The sequence below is a fragment of the Nonomuraea sp. CX421 genome (assembly GCF_059358955.1).
The window spans coordinates 55979-74546 of sequence record NZ_JCADBK010000015.1; the positions used below are offsets into that span (position 1 = coordinate 55979).

General features: G+C 72.5%; 17 protein-coding genes and 1 pseudogene. 8 read left to right on the forward strand and 10 right to left on the reverse strand.

The window, feature by feature from the left end; translation table 11 throughout:
• The first annotated feature begins 122 nt into the window (after positions 1-122).
• Complete coding sequence (locus AC5L3X_RS25120; protein ID WP_494860228.1) at positions 123-518, forward strand: ATP-binding protein; 396 nt, start codon at positions 123-125, stop codon at positions 516-518.
• Positions 519-598: 80 nt separating this feature from the next.
• Here AC5L3X_RS25120 and AC5L3X_RS25125 read toward each other — a convergent pair whose 3' ends face one another.
• A complete protein-coding gene (locus AC5L3X_RS25125; protein ID WP_494860047.1) occupies positions 599-1570 on the reverse strand; it encodes a helix-turn-helix transcriptional regulator in 972 nt (323 codons plus the stop codon).
• A gap of 69 nt (positions 1571-1639) precedes the next feature.
• On the opposite strand from AC5L3X_RS25125, the gene AC5L3X_RS25130 reads away from it, so the two are divergent.
• Positions 1640-2224: a hypothetical protein gene (locus AC5L3X_RS25130; protein WP_494860049.1), complete on the forward strand. Its 585-nt coding sequence runs from the start codon at positions 1640-1642 to the stop codon at positions 2222-2224.
• A 21-nt stretch (positions 2225-2245) separates the two neighbouring features.
• Here AC5L3X_RS25130 and AC5L3X_RS25135 read toward each other — a convergent pair whose 3' ends face one another.
• Positions 2246-3091 carry a glycerophosphodiester phosphodiesterase gene (locus AC5L3X_RS25135; protein ID WP_494860230.1) on the reverse strand — a complete coding sequence of 282 codons (846 nt, stop codon included), beginning with the start codon at positions 3089-3091 and terminating at the stop codon, positions 2246-2248.
• 90 nt (positions 3092-3181) lie between these two features.
• Positions 3182-4377, reverse strand: a pseudogene (locus tag AC5L3X_RS25140) (RNA-guided endonuclease InsQ/TnpB family protein); the annotation flags it as partial.
• A 257-nt stretch (positions 4378-4634) separates the two neighbouring features.
• Between AC5L3X_RS25140 and AC5L3X_RS25145 the strand changes: the two are divergent.
• Positions 4635-5378 carry a DUF427 domain-containing protein gene (locus AC5L3X_RS25145; protein ID WP_494860050.1) on the forward strand — a complete coding sequence of 248 codons (744 nt, stop codon included), beginning with the start codon at positions 4635-4637 and terminating at the stop codon, positions 5376-5378.
• A 15-nt stretch (positions 5379-5393) separates the two neighbouring features.
• Here AC5L3X_RS25145 and AC5L3X_RS25150 read toward each other — a convergent pair whose 3' ends face one another.
• Positions 5394-5816, reverse strand: coding sequence for a type II toxin-antitoxin system VapC family toxin (locus AC5L3X_RS25150; RefSeq protein ID WP_494860052.1), 423 nt, complete (start codon positions 5814-5816; stop codon positions 5394-5396).
• Entirely contained in the window at positions 5816-6067 is a 252-nt protein-coding gene (locus AC5L3X_RS25155; protein ID WP_494860054.1) for a type II toxin-antitoxin system Phd/YefM family antitoxin, read from the reverse strand. Before AC5L3X_RS25155 ends, AC5L3X_RS25150 begins: the two co-directional genes overlap by 1 nt.
• Before the next feature lie 158 nt (positions 6068-6225).
• On the opposite strand from AC5L3X_RS25155, the gene AC5L3X_RS25160 reads away from it, so the two are divergent.
• The 3 genes from AC5L3X_RS25160 to AC5L3X_RS25170 are packed head-to-tail and all read left to right on the forward strand — an operon-like array spanning position 6226 to position 8440.
• A complete protein-coding gene (locus AC5L3X_RS25160) occupies positions 6226-6621 on the forward strand; it encodes a GntR family transcriptional regulator (protein ID WP_189125313.1) in 396 nt (131 codons plus the stop codon).
• Positions 6618-7472: an ABC transporter ATP-binding protein gene (locus tag AC5L3X_RS25165; RefSeq protein WP_494860056.1), complete on the forward strand. Its 855-nt coding sequence runs from the start codon at positions 6618-6620 to the stop codon at positions 7470-7472. The genes AC5L3X_RS25160 and AC5L3X_RS25165 overlap by 4 nt, the downstream gene beginning before the upstream one ends.
• A complete protein-coding gene (locus tag AC5L3X_RS25170; RefSeq protein WP_494860057.1) occupies positions 7469-8440 on the forward strand; it encodes an ABC-2 membrane transporter-related protein in 972 nt (323 codons plus the stop codon). The genes AC5L3X_RS25165 and AC5L3X_RS25170 overlap by 4 nt, the downstream gene beginning before the upstream one ends.
• Here the strand turns inward: AC5L3X_RS25170 and AC5L3X_RS25175 are convergent.
• The 4 genes from AC5L3X_RS25175 to AC5L3X_RS25190 all read right to left on the reverse strand — a co-directional run bounded on the left by AC5L3X_RS25175 (position 8437) and on the right by AC5L3X_RS25190 (position 13833).
• A complete protein-coding gene (locus AC5L3X_RS25175; protein WP_494860059.1) occupies positions 8437-9699 on the reverse strand; it encodes a M20/M25/M40 family metallo-hydrolase in 1263 nt (420 codons plus the stop codon). The genes AC5L3X_RS25170 and AC5L3X_RS25175 overlap by 4 nt on opposite strands.
• Positions 9696-11528, reverse strand: coding sequence for a S9 family peptidase (locus tag AC5L3X_RS25180; protein ID WP_494860061.1), 1833 nt, complete (start codon positions 11526-11528; stop codon positions 9696-9698). The genes AC5L3X_RS25175 and AC5L3X_RS25180 overlap by 4 nt, the downstream gene beginning before the upstream one ends.
• Before the next feature lie 48 nt (positions 11529-11576).
• The gene (locus AC5L3X_RS25185; protein ID WP_494860063.1) at positions 11577-12632 is read right to left on the reverse strand and encodes a C39 family peptidase; all 1056 of its coding nucleotides are present in this window, start codon (positions 12630-12632) and stop codon (positions 11577-11579) included.
• A gap of 94 nt (positions 12633-12726) precedes the next feature.
• Positions 12727-13833: a DUF5925 domain-containing protein gene (locus tag AC5L3X_RS25190; RefSeq protein WP_494860065.1), complete on the reverse strand. Its 1107-nt coding sequence runs from the start codon at positions 13831-13833 to the stop codon at positions 12727-12729.
• 173 nt (positions 13834-14006) lie between these two features.
• On the opposite strand from AC5L3X_RS25190, the gene AC5L3X_RS25195 reads away from it, so the two are divergent.
• Entirely contained in the window at positions 14007-15812 is a 1806-nt protein-coding gene (locus tag AC5L3X_RS25195; RefSeq protein WP_494860067.1) for a hypothetical protein, read from the forward strand.
• Positions 15813-15850: 38 nt separating this feature from the next.
• Here the strand turns inward: AC5L3X_RS25195 and AC5L3X_RS25200 are convergent, their stop codons facing one another.
• Complete coding sequence (locus tag AC5L3X_RS25200; protein ID WP_494860069.1) at positions 15851-17395, reverse strand: serine/threonine protein kinase; 1545 nt, start codon at positions 17393-17395, stop codon at positions 15851-15853.
• Positions 17396-17553: 158 nt separating this feature from the next.
• Between AC5L3X_RS25200 and mtnA the strand changes: the two genes are divergently transcribed.
• Positions 17554-18492, forward strand: coding sequence for an S-methyl-5-thioribose-1-phosphate isomerase (gene mtnA / locus AC5L3X_RS25205; RefSeq protein WP_494860071.1), 939 nt, complete (start codon positions 17554-17556; stop codon positions 18490-18492).
• Positions 18493-18568 lie beyond the last annotated feature (76 nt).

Here is an 18568-nt window from a genome sequence, read left to right on the forward strand (position 1 = left end):
GCAATAATCTCCGCCACCCCGTCAGCGCGTCTCATAACGTCGCCGGAATCGGGGAGGTCGCCGTGGCACCGCCGGACTTTCAGCGCGTCGGACAGGCAGCGGAGCCCGGCCCCCGGGACCTCCTGGTCCGGTTTCCCGGGGTCCCCTCGCAGGTGGCGAGAGCCAGGGAACTGGTGACAGGCGTCCTCGGCCGCGACCATCCGCTCTACGACGACTGCGTGCTGCTGCTGAGCGAGCTGGCCACCAACGCGATCCTGCACACCCGGTCGGGGGAGGACGGCTTCTTCCAGGTGTCGGTGCACGTCTCGGGCTCCCTGGTGCGGGTGTGGGTGCTGGACGGGGGCTCGGACGGGCCGCCGTGCGCGTGCCGTACCGGACTGCGCTCGACCGGCGGGCGCGGACTGCCGCTGATCGAGGCGATCAGCCACCGCTGGGGCCTCAGCCGGGAGAACGGCGCCACGACCGTCTGGTTCGAGCTCCTGCTCGCCCCCGCCATGTGGAGCGCCGAAGCGGTCTAGCCGAAGAGGTTCAGCCGAAGCGGTCTGGCCGAAGCGGTCTGGCCGAAGCGGTCTGGCCGAAGCGGTCTGGCCGAGGCGGGCTAAAGGTCGAGCCGGCACAGGCCCTCGGCCAGGGCCTTGGTGGTGAGCCTGGTGCGGCTGTCGCAGCCCAGCTTGGCGAAGATGTGCTCCAGATGGGTCGTCACCGTGCGGACGCTCAGCACCAGCGCGGCGGCGATCTGCGGGTTGGAGTCGCCCGCCGCGACCCTGGTCAGCACGTCCACCTCCCGGCCGGTCAGGTCGTAGGGGAGCGAGCAGGGCCGCTCGGCCACCACCGCGCCCTGCAACGAGCCCTGGAAGCCGACCCCGGCCCGCAGCAGGCGCAGCTCGTGCCAGCGGCCGTCGCCGGCGGGCCACAGGCCGTGGCGGTTCAGCTCGCGCGAGTCGATGAACGCCCGGGCCAGCCCCGCCAGCGCCGGCTCCTTCCGCAGCACCGGGGACGCCTCGAACCCCGGCACGTCGCGGCGGGCGCCCAGCCGGTCGAAGGCCACCGCGTGGAACCCGCCCGGCAACCCCACCGGATCGATCACGCACCGGGTCAGGTCGGTGACGTGGGCCAGCATCGGGGACACCGCCGACACCAGCGCCCCGGTCAGCTCCGGGAAGGACTCCCGGGCCGCCAGGTGCAGCAGCCCCGTGTAGCGGCCCTCGGCCAGGAACAGGGGCGTCGTCAGCCCCGCCCGCCAGCCGTAGGGGGCGAGATGGCGGCGGAAGTAGCGCTGGGTGCCCGGCTCGGGCATGCCCACCGGAGCGCGTGTGGCCATCGCCCGGCGGTAGGCGTCGAGCCCGGTGTACTCCTCGGCCGCGTCGCCGTCGATGCGCCGGTGGCCGTCGGAGACCACGCTGTGGTGCCGGCCGGTGGCCGGGTCGAACGCGACGAACTCGTAGGCGTCGATCGCGGTCACCCGGCGCAGCGCCGCCATCGCGCCGTGCGCGCCGCCGCCGCCCGCGACCTGGTAGCCGACCTCGGCGAACGCCTGAAGCTGGCGAACGGTCAAGGTGATCTCGGCCACGGTTCTTTATATCCCACTCCGTCCCGCCCGCACCGGAGCGGCGGGCGTGGTCCCGTAATCTTGGTCGACGTGACGGCCGATCTGGTGGCGAGAAGGGTGACCGACCTGCTGGCCCCGCAGGTGCTGGTGATCGCCATGCCGCCCCTCGTGGGACTGCTCGCCCAGGGCTGGGCCGGAGCGGCGTGGGGGCTGGTGGCCTCCGCGCTGTGCGGCGGGGTGCCCGCCGCGGTGATCGCCGCCGGCGTGCGCTCGGGACGGCTCGACTCCCACCACATCGTCGACCGGGCCCGCCGCACCGGGCCGCTGCTGGCCGCGGTGGCGGCCGTCCTCGCCGCGCTCGTGCTGCTGGTAGCGCTCGGCGCGCCGACGCTGCTGGTCGCCACGGTGACCGCGATGCTCGCCGCCCTGGCCGTGACCGTGCCGATCACGACGCGCTGGAAGATCTCCTTCCACGCCGCCGTCTGCTCCGGCACGGTGGTCGTGCTGGCCCACGTCCTGCCCGCCGTGCCGACCGCGACCGCGGGGGCCGCCGTGGTGGCGCTGGTGTGCTGGGCCCGCGTACGGCTCGCGCACCACACCTGGGCCCAGGTGGTGGCCGGTGCGGCGGTGGGCACCCTGGTCACCTGGGCGACCCTGGCGGCCTTCGGCCTCTGACCATCCCGATGAGAGGGCAGGTCAGGCGGCCCGGCGGGACGCGTCGTCCTGGAGGACCGAGCGCGCCACCGCGGGCCGGTTGGTGATGACGCCGTCGACGCCGCCGGAGATCATCCGCTGGATGTCGCCGGGGTCGTCCACCGCCCAGGCGAAGACGCGCATGCCGTGCCGGTGGACCAGCCGTACGTACTCGGGCGTGACGTCCTGGTAGGGCGGGTTGACCTGGCCGGCGAAGCCCGCCAGCGCGGGGAGGTCGGCGGCGGACGGAGTGCCGAGGAGACCGATGGCGGGGCCGGGCATGAGCCGGGCGAACCTCCGCATCGAACCCCAGTCGAACGACTGCACGACCAGCCGTCCGGCGGCCGGCCACGAGGGGGCGCGCCGCAGCTCGCCGGCCACCCGCGCCTCGATGCCCGGGTAGAGGCGCGGCTCCTTGATCTCCAGCAGCAGCCCGAGCCCGCTCCCGCTCATCGCGCGCAGCGCCTCTCGCAGCGTGGGCACCCGTTCGCCCCGGCCGGCCCGGCCGAACCAGGAGCCCGCGTCGAGCCGGCGGATCTCCGCGAGCGTGAAGTCGGCGACCCGCCACGGAGCCCTGCGGGGGAACACGCTCTCGGCGTCGGTGGTGCGGGTCAGCGTCGTGTCGTGCATCAGCACCAGCGCGTGGTCCCTGGTCTCCCGCACGTCGACCTCGACCATGTCGGCGCCGGACCGGCTCGCCAGCGCCAGGGCGGACAGCGTGTTCTCCGGCGCGTCCGCCGAGGCCCCGCGATGGGCGACGACGGCGGGTCTCGACGTGGCGGACGCGGGGACGGTCACCACCAGCGTCGCCAGCAGGGGCGTGAGGACGAGGCCGAGTCGCCGGAACATGGATCTCCTCGGGTTCGGTGGCGGGGCGTTGATCCGAACCCGACAATCCTGCTTGACCTTCTCCCCCTCGTGAACGAGAGGGATTCTCACGGTCGCCCGTGAGGTTTCCTGTTTCACCGCCGGTCGCCCGCCAGGAAGGAGGACTTCCCTTGAGGTCTTACACCGGCTCCGCAGGCGTTTCAGCTCTCCGCCAGCCCGGCGGCGAGGATGTTTCTGGCCGCGTTGATGTCGCGGTCGTGGTGTGCGCCGCAGGCGCACACCCAGGTCCGGACGTTCAGCGGCATGGACGGCTGGAGTGTCCCGCACGCCGAGCACAGCCTGGAAGACGGGAACCAGCGATCCACCACGACAAGCCGCCGCCCGTGCCAGCGGCTCTTGTACTCCAGCATGCCGCGCAGCTCCCGCCAGGACGCGTCCGAGATGGCGCGAGCGAGCGAACGGTTGCCGATCATGTTGCGGACGGTCAGGTCTTCCACGGCGATCACTTGAGTTTCGCGAACAAGCCGTGTAGTGACCTTGTGCAGAAAGTCGCGTCTGCGGTCGGCGATCCGCGCGTGCACGCGGGCCACCTTCAGCCGGGCCTTGACCCGATTGGCCGAGCCCTTCTGTTTACGGGCCAGCGCCCGCTGAGCGCGGGCCAGCCTGCGCCGGTCGGCCCGCTCATGACGCGGGTTGGAGATCTTCTCCCCGGTCGACAACGTGACCAGAGCGGTGATCCCCGCATCCACCCCCACGCGGGCCGCTGTCGGGGGCAGCGGGGCGATCTTCTCCTCCACCAGGATGGACACGAACCACCGCCCGGCCGCGTCCTTCGACACGGTCACCGTGGACGGTCGAGCACCTTCCGGCAGGGGCCGCGACCACACGATCTCCAGCGGCGCGCCCATCTTCGCCAACGTCAACCGGCCCTCACGCCAGCGAAACGCCGAACGGGTGTACTCCGCGCTCAGACGCGACTTCTTACGGGACTTGAACACCGGATACTTGGCCCGCTTGGCGAAAAAGCCGGCGAACGCCGCCTGCAGGTGGCGCAACGCCTGCTGCAACGGGACACACGACACCTCACCCAGAAAGCTCAGCTCCGCAGAGCGTTTCCACGCCGTCAGCAGCGCCGAAGACTCCGCATAGGAGACGCCGCGGCCTTCCAACCGATAGGCCCGGGTGCGCTCCTCCAGCGCCTTGTTGTAGACCAGGCGGACGCAGCCGAACGTCCGGGCAAGCTCCGCTGCCTGCTCGGGGGTCGGGTGGAAGCGGTACTTGTAGGCCCGCTTCACGATCTGCGCCACGCCGCACACCGTACCTCAAGATCCGCCAAATCTCGGACACGTGTTCGATTTGATGGCATTGTTCCGGCTTTCTTCCCCGCCCTCATGGACGGGGTCTCCAGCCTTGAGGAGATTCGATGACGATCAGTGGGTTCTCAGGTAAATCAGGGATGCCGGGCGCGTGAGCGTTCGGGGGCCGGGCCGGCAGCGGGTCCCTGGATCGGCTCGTATCCCATAGCGGGCGGAATAGGGGAGCGGGCGGGCCGGTTGCCGAAGGTATGGATACCGCGAGCCGTGGCCGGGTGCGGGTCGAGCCCTCGGCCAAGCGTGTCAGGGTCTATCTGGGAGGGCGGGTGGTGGCCGACACCAGCCACGCGTCCCTGGTGTGGGAGGTCCCGTACTATCCCACCTACTACTTCCCGCAGGCCGACGTCGAGACGTCGATGCTGAAGCCGTCAGGGGCCGTCGAGCACTCGCCGAGCAGAGGCGACGGGGTGGTCTACACGGTGACGTCCGGGGGAGTGGAGGCGGCCGACGCCGCCCTGGTCTACCCCGACTCGCCGCTGGAGGAGATCCGCGGTCACGTCCGCTTCCGGTGGGACGCGATGGACGCCTGGTTCGAGGAGGACGAGGAGGTCTATGTCCACGCGCGCGACCCGTACACCCGGGTGGACATCCTGCCCAGTTCGCGGCAGGTGCGCGTCGAGGTCGACGGGGTGACGGTGGCCGACTCGCGCAGCCCTCGCATCCTGTTCGAGACGGGCCTGCCGGCCCGCTACTACCTGCCCAAGCCGGACGTACGCTTCGACCTGCTCGAACCCACCGACACCGTCACCCACTGCCCGTACAAGGGCACGGCCGAATACTGGTCGGTCGCCGGGCACCCGGACCTCGCCTGGTCCTACCGCACGCCGCTGCCCGAGAGCGAGAAGATCGCCGGACTGGTCGCCTTCTACAACGAGAAGGTCGACATCTACGTCGACGGCGTCCTCCAGGACCGTCCGAAGACGAAGTTCGGCTGATCAGGGTTCGGCCGATCAGGCGAGCACGTCGAACGGGTTGACGACCGACACCCCCGTGCCGGTGAAGTCCTTGACGTTCCGGCTGACCAGGGTCCAGCCGTGCACCCGGGCCGTCGCGGCGATCAGGCCGTCCGTCGTGGGGAGCGGTCGGATGGCGTTCAGCCGCCCCCACTCCTCGCAGACCTCCGAGGTGACGGGGATGACGCGGTCGCCGAACTGCCGTTGGAGGCTGTGCAGCCAACGCTCCAGGATCGCCGCCTGGCCGGGGTCGCGACGTCTGCGAAGCTCGACTCCGCAGCGAATCTCGCCGACGGTCAGGCTGCTGAGGTAGAGCGCGGGGCCGTGAGCCGAGGCGATCCAGTCCTTGACCTCGGCGCTCCCGTGGCGTTTGCGTGCTTCGGAGACCACGTTCGTGTCGAGCAGGTAGCCGGCGCCCATCAGTCGAAATCGACCTCTCGGGGAAGGTCCTGGCCGCGTGGGAACTCGATGTCGTCGTCCCAGTCGGGGCCGGCGAGCAGGAACTGCCTGAAATCGGGAGCGTCGCCTCTGAGGTGGCGATATTCGGCGATGTCAATGACGACGGCCACCTCTTCGCCGTGACGGGTGACCACCTGAGGTCCCTCGCTGACCGCGCGTCGCACGACCTCGCTGAAGCGCTGTTTCGCCTCCTGCACCTGCCAGCGGCTCATAGGCGCGCTCCTGTCTAGTCTGTCTAGACCTAGCGTACCGCAGAAGTGGTGGGCTGGCGGCTGTTCGTGGCTGGTTCGAACCCGCTGTCCCGCTTGACAAGGACGGGATCCGTCCAACACCCTTTCTCTATTGCATTAGTGAAAGGGTGTTTTCCTAAGTGATCGAGTTCCACCTGGACCGGGCATCGGGCGTGGCGACGTACCTGCAGCTCGTGCACCAGGTCAAACAGGCGCTCCGGCTCGGCGGGCTGCGGCCGGGCGACCAGTTGCCCACGGCGCGCGAGGTCGTCGCCAGCCTGGCGATCAACCCCAACACCGTGCTCAAGGCGTACCGTGAGCTGGAGCGCGAGGGGCTGGTCGAGGGCAGGCCGGGGCAGGGCACGTTCGTGCGGCGGGCCATCGGCGGCGGCGCGCCGCTCGCCGAGCACCACCGGCTGCGACGCGGCCTGGAGCAGTGGGTGGGCCAGGCCCGGGAGGCCGGGCTCGACCAGGAGGACGTGCGGGCGCTGTTCGCCGCGGTGACGGCCGACGCGTTCACCGAGGGCGTCGCGTGACCCCGGTGCTGGAGACGACCGGGCTGGGCGTCCGCCACCGGCGCGCGTGGGCGCTGCGCGACTGCTCGCTGGCGCTCCCGCGAGGCCGGGTCGCCGCGCTGGTCGGCCCGAACGGCGCGGGCAAGACCACCCTCATGCACGCGGTCGTCGGGCTGCTCAGACCCACGACCGGGTCGGTGACGGCGCGCGGCCGGGTGGCGTTCATGGCGCAGGACAAGCCGCTGTACGACGGGTTCACCGTCGCCGACATGCTCGCGTTCGGCCGCCGCACGAATCCCGGCTGGGACGGCGAGGCCGCCGCGAGCAGGCTGGACGCCCTCGGCATCCCGCCCGGCCACAAGGTGGGGCGGCTGTCCGGCGGCCAGCAGGCCCAGGTCGCGCTCACGCTGGCGCTGGCCCGGCACCCCGACCTGCTCGTCCTGGACGAGCCGCTCGCGAACCTCGACCCGCTCGCCCGGCACGACGTCATGCGGGCGATCATGGCGGAGGTGGCCGGGCGCGAGCTGACCGTGCTGCTCTCCTCCCATGTGGTCTCCGACCTGGTGGACACCTGCGACTGGCTGGTGGTGCTCAACGGCGGGCGGGTCCAGATCAGCGGCGACATCGACGACCTGCTGGCCGGGCACCTGGTGCTGAACGGGCCGGTCGAGCTGGCGGACGGCGTGGCGGCCGGGACGCGCGTCGTCGCGGCCGGCCGCGCAGGGCGGCGGGCCACGCTGCTCGTGCGGGGCGGGCCGGTGGCCGACCCCCGCTGGACCGCGCGCCATCCCGGGCTGGAGGAGCTGGTCATGGCCTACCTGCGCAGCCCCGAGTCGGCGGCGCTGCCCCGGCCGGTGGGGGTGGGCGGATGATCTGGCTGACCTGGCGCCAGCACCGGCCCCAGATCCTCGTCACCGCGGGCTTCCTGGCCGCGCTGGCGCTGCTGCTGCTCGGTTCCGCCGTCGAGGCGAGGCTCTACCTGGCCGGCCACGCGCCGCCCGGCTGCACCGGGCCCGCGCCCGCCTGCGGCGATCTCGCGGCGGCGGTGGGGCTGGGGGAGCGGTACGACGCCGTCTACTCGGTCTTCGGCTGGATGCCGCTCGTGCTGCCCGCGCTGGTCGGCGCCTTCTGGGGGGCGCCGCTGCTCGGGCGGGAGTACGAGCGGGGCACGCACCGGCTGGCCTGGACCCAGTCGGTGCCGGTGTGGCGATGGCTGTCGGTCAAGCTGGCCGTGCTCGGCGGCGCGGTCGTGGCCGGCGGGCTGGGCCTGTCGCTGATGGTCAGCCTGTGGCGGCCGGTGTTCCGCGACGGGATCGACTCCGCCTTCGGCAACATCGGCGTGTTCAACATGGTCGGGGTGGCGCCGGCGGCGTGGTGGCTGTACGCGTTCGCGCTGGGCACGCTGGCCGGGGCGGTGTTCCGGCGCACGCTGCCCGCGATGGCCGTGGTGGTGGCCGGGGTGGCGGCGACCATGTTCGCGCTGTTCGCGCTCAGTGACCACTACGCGGAGCCCGCGCGGGCCGAGCTCACGGGCTCCGTCGTGCTCGACGACCCCGACGCCCGGCTCGTCCGTACGGCCTGGGTACGGCCGTCGGGCGAGGAGGTCGCCGAGGCGGTCTCCTCGGCCTGCCTGCGCCGGGTCGACGTCGGGCGCAGCGGCCGCAACACCGACGCGTGGCACGCGTGCCTGTTCGGTGAGGGATACCGGTTCGTCGTCTACCACCACCCGGCGGACCGGTTCTGGCGCTTCCAGTGGACGGAGGCCGCGATCCTCGTCACGGCCTCCGTCGCGTTCGGCGGACTGGCCGCCCGCCGGGTCCTGCGCGGCGCGGGCGGCTAGGTCAGCAGCCGGGTGAGGACGCGGGTGCCGAACTCCAGGCCCTCCACCGGCACCCGCTCGTCCTTGCCGTGGAACATGCCGAAGTAGTCGAGGTCCGGCCGGAGCATCAGCGGCGCGAAGCCGTAGCCCTGGATGCCGATCCGGGCGAACGACTTGGCGTCGGTGCCGCCGCTCATCACGTACGGCACCGGCCGCGCCATCGGGTCCTCCGCCACGAGCGAGCCCGCCAGCTCGTCGAAGAACGCCGACGGGTAGGGAGCGGCCGGAGCCTCCTCCAGGTTGACGAACTCCCGGGTGACCTTGGGGCCGAGCAGCTCGTCGATCGTGGCCAGGAACTCCTCCCGCAGGCCCGGCAGGTAGCGGCCGTCGACGTGCGCCTCGGCCGTGGCCGGCACCACGTTCACCTTGTAGCCGGCGTTCAGCATGGTCGGGTTGGCGGAGTTGCGGATCTGGCCCCTGAACAGACCGCCCAGCGGGCCGAGCCGGGCCGCCTCCTCGTCCAGCCGGTCGAGGTCGACGGGCCTGCCGGTGATCTCCGACAGGCTCCGCAGGAGCGCCGCGACCGACGGCGTGAGCCGTACCGGCCACTGGTGGGAGGCGATCCGCGACAGGGCGTGCGCGAGGGTCGCGACCGGGTTGTCCACGGGCGGCCGGGAGCCGTGTCCCGCCACGCCGTGCGCGGTCAGCTTCATCCAGGCGGTGCCGCGCTCGCCCACCGCGATCGGGTAGACGCGGTGGTCGCCGGAGACGACGCTGAACCCGCCCGACTCGCTGATCGCCTCGGTGACGCCGTCGAACAGCTCCCGGTGCTCGGCCACCGCGTGCCGCGAGCCGTGGTCGCCGGTCGCCTCCTCGTCCGCGAGGAACGCCAGCACCAGGTCACGCCTGGGGCGCACGCCGCGCGCCGTCAGGTCGAGCACGGTGGCGAGCGTCATCGCGCACGAGCCCTTCATGTCGACCGCGCCCCTGCCGTGGACGCAGCCGTCGGCGATCTCCCCGGAGAACGGGTGCGTGCGCCACTCCGACGGGTCGGCGGGCACCACGTCGAGGTGGCCGTGGATGAGCAGCGCGTCGGGGGAGTCGCCGTCGATCCTGGCCACCACGGTCGTGCGGCGCGGCGCCGACTCGAACACCACCGGGTCCAGGCCGGCGTCGGCCAGCAGCGTGGCCACGTACTCGGCCGCCGGGCGTTCCCCCGAGCCCGGATTCGTGGTGTCGTACCTGATCAGATCCGAGCAGATCTCGGCAACGCTCTTCACACGCGTCCCTTCAGCTTGAGCGGCGGCACCTCGGGCGTCTCGAAGCCGAGGACCTGCCCGTAGAAGGCCAGCTCGGCCTCCAGCGCCGCGACGATGGTCTCCTCCTTGCGCCAGCCGTGCTGCTCGCCCGGGAAGGTGAGCAGCGCCCACTGCCTGCCGTGGCGGTCCAGCTCGGCGACGAACCGTTCGGCCTGGCCGACGTCGACGATCGCGTCGTCCAGGCCGTGCAGCATGAGGCAGGGGCCGGACGCCCGGGCCGCGTGCAGCAGCGGCGAGCGGTCGGTGTAGCGCTGCCTGGTCTCGGGGAGCGGGCCGATCAGGCCGTCCAGGTAGCGCGACTCGAAGTCGTGCGTCTCGGCCGCCCAGCCCTCCGGGTCGGTGATCGCGTAGTGCGCGACGCCGCACGCGAAGACGTCGCTGTGCACCAGCGCCGCGACCGTGGTCCAGCCGCCGGCGCTGCCGCCGCGCACCGCGATCCGGGCGGCGTCGGCGCGGCCCGTCTCGACCAGCCCGCGCGCCACCCGGGCGCAGTCCTGCACGTCGACCACGCCCCACTGGTGGCGCAGCCGTTCGCGGTAGGCCCTGCCGTAGCCGGTCGAGCCGCCGTAGTTGACCACGGCCACGCCGAGGCCCCTGCTGGTGAAGTAGGCGATCTCCAGGTCGAGCACGACCGGGCTGCTGCCGGTCGGGCCGCCGTGCACGAAGATCACGTACGGGGCGGGGCCCTGGACGCCCGCCGGCGGGTAGAGGTGCGCGTGCACGCCCTCGACGGTCACCGCCTCCGGGTCGGGCAGCAGCTCCCGGTCGGGCAGCGGCTTCGGCGCCGACACCGTCTCGCGCGTCCCTTCGCCGAGGTCGACCAGCGCCACCTCCAGCGGTGTGTACGGCGTCGCGAACACCGCCGCCGCCACGCCGTCCGCGGCCGACACGGTCGAGGCCCAGTACGTCGCGTCGCCGCCGACCTCGCGCAGGTCGCCGGTGCCGGGGTCGAGGACGCCCAGGCGGCGGTGGCCGGCGGTGCCGTACACGACGACCAGCCGGTCGCCGGCCACCGCGAACGTGCCGGCGCCCGGCTTCCACGGCGCGTGGCCGAACTCCAGCTCCACCGGCGTCAGGTTGCGCCGGCCCGAGCCGTCGCGGCCGACGAGGTGCACGTTCCACCAGCCGGTGGGGTCGGCGACCGCGTAGAGGCTGTCGTCGTCGCGCCACTCGGCCTGGGTCACCGACTCCTCGGGGCCGCCCGCCACCACCTCGTACGGCCCGGCGACGCCGTCCTCGCCGAGCGGCGCGACGCACAGCAGGGTGCCGTCCCACGGCATGGCGGGGTGGTCCCAGCCGATCCAGGCGATCTGGCGGCCACCGGGGGAGAGCCGGGGGTTCATCAGGAAGTGCTGGGCCTTGACGATCACCCGGACCGGCCCGCCGTCGAGCGGCACCGCCACCAGGTCGCGCACGTCGTCGGTCTCGCGCACCGCCCAGACCTCGTCACGTCCCGGTGGCAGGTAGAGGTCGCCGTAGCGGGAGGCGCCCTCGGGGGTCAGCGCCACCGGCTCCCCGCCGTCGAGGCGGTAGAGGCGCTGGTCGGCCCAGTTGGTGAAGACCAGGCCGCCGCCGGGCAGCGGGCGCCACGACCGGCCGCCGTACTCGACCAGGCGGTTGCGCGCGTTCCACCCGGCCGGCAGCGCGTCGGCGCGTGAGCCGTCGGGCAGCCGCCGCACCACGCAGCGCCTGCCACCCTCGTGCGGGCGCGGCTCGTCCCACCACACCTCCACCCCGGCGGGCGTGGCCACGGCCTCCACCCACTGGGGGCCGCCATCAGTGCGTGCCACATCAATCGGTCTAATGCTCATAAGTCACCCAATGCCATCAGTTGTCGGTTACCAATTGCCGTCAGAAGGAGGCAGGGGGACCTCGGGCGGGTGCAGGACGTAGACGATGCCGCCGCTGCCGGTGCCCCGGAGCCACACGTTCTCGAACGCCGCCCGCGGATAGACCCTGCGCACCTGCCCGTCGTCCGGCGCCGCCGGATCGTTGACCACCACGTCGCCCTCGGCGGTGAACCCGGCGACGACCATGATGGCCCCGGCCGTCGAGTAGCCGGCCCCGGGCAGCTCGTGCGCCTTGAACGACAGCGACGCGATCACCGGGATGCCTGACCGGACGAACGCCTCCAGCTCCCCCGCCGAGCGGAGCCTGGTCACGAACCCGGTCAGCCCGTAGCGGCCGGCGTAGGCGACGTTGAACGGCCAGTTGCCGGTGCCCTGGTAGCTGGAGTCGTAGGTGTGCCTGGCGGCGTGGTCCACCCCTGGATGCGGGTCGCCCGCCCCCACCCAGGCCAGCTCGTCGTCGCCGGGGCCGCGCCCCCAGAAGCCGAGGACCATCGCCACGCAGGCGGGGCCGCACCAGTTGGCGCCTCCGCCGTCCCATTCGGGGTGGTGCCCGGCGTGCTCGTGCTGCGAGTGCCGGGGCACCGCCAGGTCGACGGCGGCGGCCGGACCGGAGAAGGCGGGAACGGCGGGACGCTGCGGGACCGCGGAGGCCATCACGCCGAGCGTCCCCACCCGCGCGCCCGCCCCGCACGCGGTGACCCGCACCTGGTAGGCCGTCACCGGCCGGCGCGCCACGAACGTGTCCACCGCCACGTCGCCGTCGTCGTCACCCTGACCCGCCACGGACGTGCGCGGGTCGCCGTGCTCGGACCAGCGGCCCATCACGTACCACTTGGTGAGCGCGCCGCTCGCGGTCCTGGCCCGCAGCTCCACCTCGATCCAGCCGCCGGGCGGGGTGCGCGCCGTCCACGAGGGAACGAGCTGGGTGGCCTCGAAGCCGATCGGCTGCTCGTCGCTCGTCCACGCGGTCGCGGGCCCGGAGAGGGGCGGGGCGAAGCGGCGGAAGGCGACGCGGGCCAGGTCGACGGTGAGCACCAGGCACATTGTGGTTTGACCTGTGGTGTCGCACATCGGAAGGTTTACGTAACAGCCGGATCCGTCAGTGGTGATGCTGTACGGGAAGCCGGCGAGGGTGCCTTTACAGGTAGAGGCCGGTCGACTCGTCGCCGGTGGCGGCCGGGGCGCGGCCCGAGCGGATCGCGTACAACTCGGCCAGCGTGGCGCCCGACGGGCCGACGCCCGTGGAGGTGCCGAGCCAGCGGACGGCCTCCTCGCGGGCCAGCGGGCCGACCTCGATCTGCGCCAGGCAGCGGCCGGGCCGCACCACGGCCGGGTGCAGGCGGGTCAGGTCCTCGTTGGTGGTGATCGCCACCAGCACGTCGCGCCCCTGGCCGAGCAGCCCGTCGGTGAGGTTGAGCAGGCGCGACAGGCCCTGGCCCGTCTGCGCCTTGGCCGCCGCGCTGATGAGCTCGTCGCAGTCCTCCAGCACGAGCAGCCGCCAGCGCTGTTTGTCCTCCTCGGTGTCGTAGCCGACCGCGACCTCCATCAGGTAGCCGGGGTCGTTGAAGAGGCGCTCGGGGTCGAGCACGCAGTCGACCTGACACCAGTCCTGCCACTGCTTGGCCAGCGAGCGCAGCAGCGTGGTCTTGCCGGTGCCGGGCGGGCCGTGCAGGAGGATGAGGCGGCCGTTGACGTCGGCGGGGGTGACGCCCATCAGGCGGTCGAGCGACTGGCGGGCCTCGGCCGAGTAGTTGCCTTCGATCTCGGCCCACGGCTGGGCGGTGATGGGTTTCTCGGAGCGGGTGGCGCCGTGGCTGGAGCGCCACCAGAAGCCCATCTCCACGTGGTCGGTGTCGGGCTCCGGCTCCTCCGCGCCGTCGATGCTCTCCTTCAGCACCGAACGGGCCAGCTCGTCGCTGACGGCGGTCACGCTGACCGTCGCCGTGCGGTTGCGGTGGCGGACGACCCGCAGGGTCCAGCCGTCACCGCAGATCAGCCGGGATTCGGGGCCGTCTTGCACCTGGGCCGTGCGCACCACGCGGCCCTGCGCCGGGCTGAGCGCCGCCTCGGTGCGTACGCGCTCCAGGCTGACCAGGCGGGACCAGGGCTGCACCCCCGTCGCGAACGGCGACAGCGCCAGGGCGTCGATGACGTCGACGGCCGAGTCGGCGTCGTCGATCCAGATGTTCATCGGGAGCTCGGGAGTCTCCGGACTGGGGAACGGCACCTCCTTGATCACAGACATGCCTCCAATGATCCAGTCACCCGTCCGGTATGTCGAAGGGTTTTGCCGTTTTGGTTCCACTTCGTCGGCGGGCGAGCGTCGCCACGCCCGGCATCCGGCCGATCACGCACCGTGTGGAAGGGTGTCGTTAGCCTCGGAAGGAAGCTGGTCCCAACGCTCCTTCAGAGGCTCCTATGCAACGACGCCGGCCCGTCAACGGAAACGAGAAGATCTCGGCACTGCTCCAGATCGACAGTGACGGCTCCTTCCTCATCGCGGGCACTCCCGCCGCCGACGGCTCCATGTTCCGGGCCGAGTTCGACGCCCGAGGCACCCTGTCACTGGTGGCGCTGGACAACCGGCAGTGGACCGAGACGAGCGTCACCACCGGCCACGAACGCCATTCGCCCAACGGGCTGCTCTCCGTACGCACCGCGCGCTCGGCCCCGGACGGTGGCGTCGCGGCCCGTTCGGTGCTGCTGTCGACCACCGGTTTCCGGCGGGACCGCGACCTCACGATCGGCTCCGACGACACGCGTAGATGGACCGTCGAGGAGAAGTCTCCGGACGGAGGGCTCCTGAACGCCGAGGGCCGTTTCGCGCAGGGCGTCACCACGCTGACGCGGCGCCGGAGCGACCGGCTCGGCAACACGCTGTGGTCCGAGGACAGCGAGACCACCTACGACGAGCCGCGAAGCCCACGGGGCGTGGGCGGTTCCGGGAAGCGGAGTGCGGGAGCGGCGGGGAAGCGGAGTGCCGGAGCCGGGAAGACGACCAGGGTCCGGGTCACCGACGCCGCCGGCGCGTCCCTCGAAGGCAAGCAGGTGGTGTTCGCCACCGACGACGGGTTCCGCAAGGTGAACACGATCAACGGTGATCTCGTCGTCGGCAGCACGGTGGAGGAGTCGACGACCGTCGACACCGATGGCACCAGTACCACGATCAGGGTCGAAACGTTCCCTGACGGCAGCCAAAGGATCACCACCATCACCGAGACCGGCGGCGGCCCCCTGTACGAACCGGACATCCCCAGCAGTCGCGAGACCACGATCACCGCCATCTCATCCGACGGCACGTCGGCGGTGGTGTACCACGAGCTCACCCAGAGCAGTACGAACGAATCCACCGGCACGAGCTCCGGATACTGGGAGCTGACCTACACCGACGACCAGGGCCAGACCTTCAGCGAGCGCAGCGGCTGGGCCGTCGACGCGAACGGCAACTACAGCAAGACCGTCGAACGCACCACCCCCGACGGCACGACGACCTTCACCACCACGACGATCGACGCGAACGGGGTGGGCACGGAGACGACGACCGTCTACCACCCCGACGGCACGCAGACCACGACCACCACGCAGATCGGCCAGCCGGCACCCGAACCCAGCCCTGGAAGCGAGTCCGGATCCGGCTCCTCCGGCGGCGGCACTGGAGGAGGCGGCGGCGATGGCGGCGGTGGCGGTGACGGCGGCGCGTCCGGATCGGGCGGTGGTTTCGGCGGTGGTTTCGGCGGGGGCGGCGGTGACGGCTTCGGCTGCAAGGACGACTGCTGCGACGACGACGGCGACTCGGAGGAGTGCCCGCCGAGGATGAAGGAGGCCAGTCGCACCCTGCCCGACTTCACGGCGGGCGTCTTCGACGCACTCGACGGCGTCCGGGCATCGACCGCCGGTGGCGGGGGCGCTCCGGCCGAGGGGATGGTGGCGGGCATGCGTCAGCGGGCTCTGCTCGCCCGCAACGGCCACCGCGGGTCCGGCGGCACCACCATCCCGATCGGCGCCCCGCTCGCGGAGGCCGTCACGCGCGCCGCCGATCACCTGCGCGCCGGCCCCGGCCAGGACGGCGCGCGAGCCGCCCGAGAGTGTGTCGACCATGCCGCGGCGCTCATCCTGGCCATCGCGCAGTCGGGAGCGGTGGATCCGACGGTGATCAGCACCGCCCGGCTCGCCTGCCGGCGGTTCGCCGACCGCGTCGACCGCGTCCTGTCCAGGCACCGCTAGGAGAGCACCGTCCCTCCTGCGAGCCGCCGGGGCCGGGCTCAGGGCAGGGGAGCCGGGCCGCTTCTGGTCAGCTCCCCTTTGCTCCTCCCGCCCAGCGGCATGGTCAGCTCGTAGTCGGCCCTGTCGTCGTTCTTGTGCTTCAGCGACACCGTGATGCCGCCCGCGGACTCGATGATCGCGCACGTGCCGCCCAGCCCGGAGAGGCCGAACGTCAGGGTCGGGCCGGACAGGTCCTTCGTCGTGAGTGTGCCCTTCGCGCAGGCGGGATCCTCGCCGGGGGAGTCCCAGACCCCCGTGGTGTCGCCCTGCCGCAGGGTGATCGTGACGGGTTCGTCGTCGAACTCGGTGCCGAGGACGTCCCCGTCGGCCGTGCCCTTCCAGGTGCCCGCGAACGCGGCCGGGATCCGCACCGCGCCTTCGGCGGCCGTCGAAGCCGGGGGCGAGGCGGAGCCTCGGTCGCCGGGGCCCGTCGTCGGCGGGCTCGCCGGAGCCGTCGAGGCAGCCGAAGCCCCTCGATCCGCCGGGTCGGCCGAGGTGGAGGTCGAGGGCTCGGCGGTCGTCCACGCGGCAGGAAAGAGCGAGCCGCGCCCTAACCAGAGGATCGCGCCGCCCGCCGCCAGGGCCACCACGACCGCCAGCAGGCCGATCAGCGCGCCACGCGCCCGCCCTGACGGTCGGCCGGTGCCTGCCGGATGGCCGGACCCGGTGCCTGGCAGTCCTGGCCTCTCGCCCAGGCGCGGGCCGGTGGGAGCGGACGGAAAGGCCGCGATGGGGGTGCCGCCGGTTCCGCCGGGAGTGGGGTGGACCAGGGTGACCATCAGGTCGCGGGCCGAGGGACGGCGGGACGGGTCCTTGGAAAGGGACGCCGCGATCGGGTCACGCAGGCGCGGCGGCAGCGAGGACAGGTCGGGCTCGGTGTGCAGGACCCGGTGCAGCACCGCGGGCACCGTGTCGGCCCCGAACGGGGACCGGCCCGTGGCGGCGAACACCATCGTCGACGCCCACGCGAACACGTCGGAGGCCGCCGAGGCGGGCGAGCCGCCGATCTGCTCCGGCGCCAGGTAGGCCGGGGTGCCGATCAGCCCCGAGGTGAGCGTCGCCGCGCCTTCGGCTCTGGCGATGCCGAAATCCACCACGCGCGGCCCGTCGGGGCCGAGCAGCACGTTCGCCGGCTTGAAGTCGCGGTGCACGACCTCGGCGGCGTGGATGGCGGCCAGCGCGGTCGCGGTGCCCACCACCAGGCGTTCGAGCTCGCCGCCGCGGAGCGGCCCGCGCTCGCTCACCCGGCCGGCCAGCGACGGGCCGTCGACGAACTCGCTCACCACGTACGGGCGCGGCCCGTCCGTCGAGGCGTCGAGCACGCGGGCCGTGCAGAAGGAGGCGACGCTCTCCAGCGCGTCGAGCTCGCGCGCGAGCCGGGCCCGGGTCTCGGCGTCTCCCGTGCTCAGCAGCTTGACCGCGACCGGCTCGCCGTCGGGCCCGTGGGCCAGGTAGACGACGCCCTGACCGCCCTCGCCGAGGCGTCCGGCCAGGCGGTAGGCGCCCAGTGCCGCCGGATCGTCAGGCGTCAGGGGGATCACCATGGCGCCACGTTATCGGTCTTCACCCGGTACGACGACAGGCCCGATCGCTCCCGTCTCCTCCCGGTACGCCTGACACAGCGGTAACGCCGCACTGACCAGGCCATGACAGATTCGTACGGATAGTGGCGGTTTCGCACGGATCGATTAGCGTTGATCGAGTGCGGACCATTGACTGGGTGGACGGAGCGATCGAGCTGGTCGACCAGACGCGGCTGCCCGACGAGTACGTCACGGTCAGGATCTCCACCGTCGACGAGCTGATCGACGCGATCCGGCGGCTGGCCGTGCGAGGGGCGCCCGCGCTCGGCGTCGCGGGCGCGCTCGGCGTCGTGCTGGCCGGAGACGACCAGGACGCCATCGCCAGGTTGCGAGCCGCCAGGCCCACGGCCGTGAACCTCGCCTGGGGCGTCGACCAGGCCGCTGCCTGGCTGCGCCAGGGCCCCGAGGCGGTGCTGGAGACCGCGCTGCGCATCCGCGACGAGGACATCGCCGCCTGCGTGGCCATGGGCGAGCGCGGCGCCGACCTCCTCGAAGGTGACCGGCTGCGGATCATGACGCTCTGCAACACCGGCGGGCTGGCCGCCGTCGAGCGGGGCACCGCGCTCGGCGTCGTCCAGACACTGCACGAGCGCGGGCGGATGGCCGAGGTGCTCGCCCTGGAGACCCGGCCGCTGCTGCAGGGGGCCAGGCTGACCACCTGGGAGCTCGGCAGGATGGGGGTGCCGCACCGGCTCGTCGCCGACTCGGCGGGACCGTACCTCCTGGCCAGGGGCGGCGTCGACGCGGTGCTCATCGGCGCCGACCGGATCGCCGCCAACGGCGACACCGCCAACAAGATCGGCTCCTACTCGCTCGCGCTCGGCGCGCGGCGTGCCGGAGTGCCGTTCTACGTGGTCGCGCCCGAGACGACGATCGACTTCGCCACGCCGACCGGCGAGCAGATCGAGATCGAGGACAGAGGCCCCGCCGAGGTCGTCACGATCAGAGGCGTACGGCTCACGCCGGAGGGCACCGACGCGGCGAATCCGGCGTTCGACGTGACGCCGCACGACCTGATCACGGCGATCATCACCGACAAACGGGTCATCAGACCGTAGACGAAATAGCTGAATTCCGGGACCACTCCGCACAGGCCGCGTTACGCTCAGTCGTCACAATCCCGACCCCCGGAGA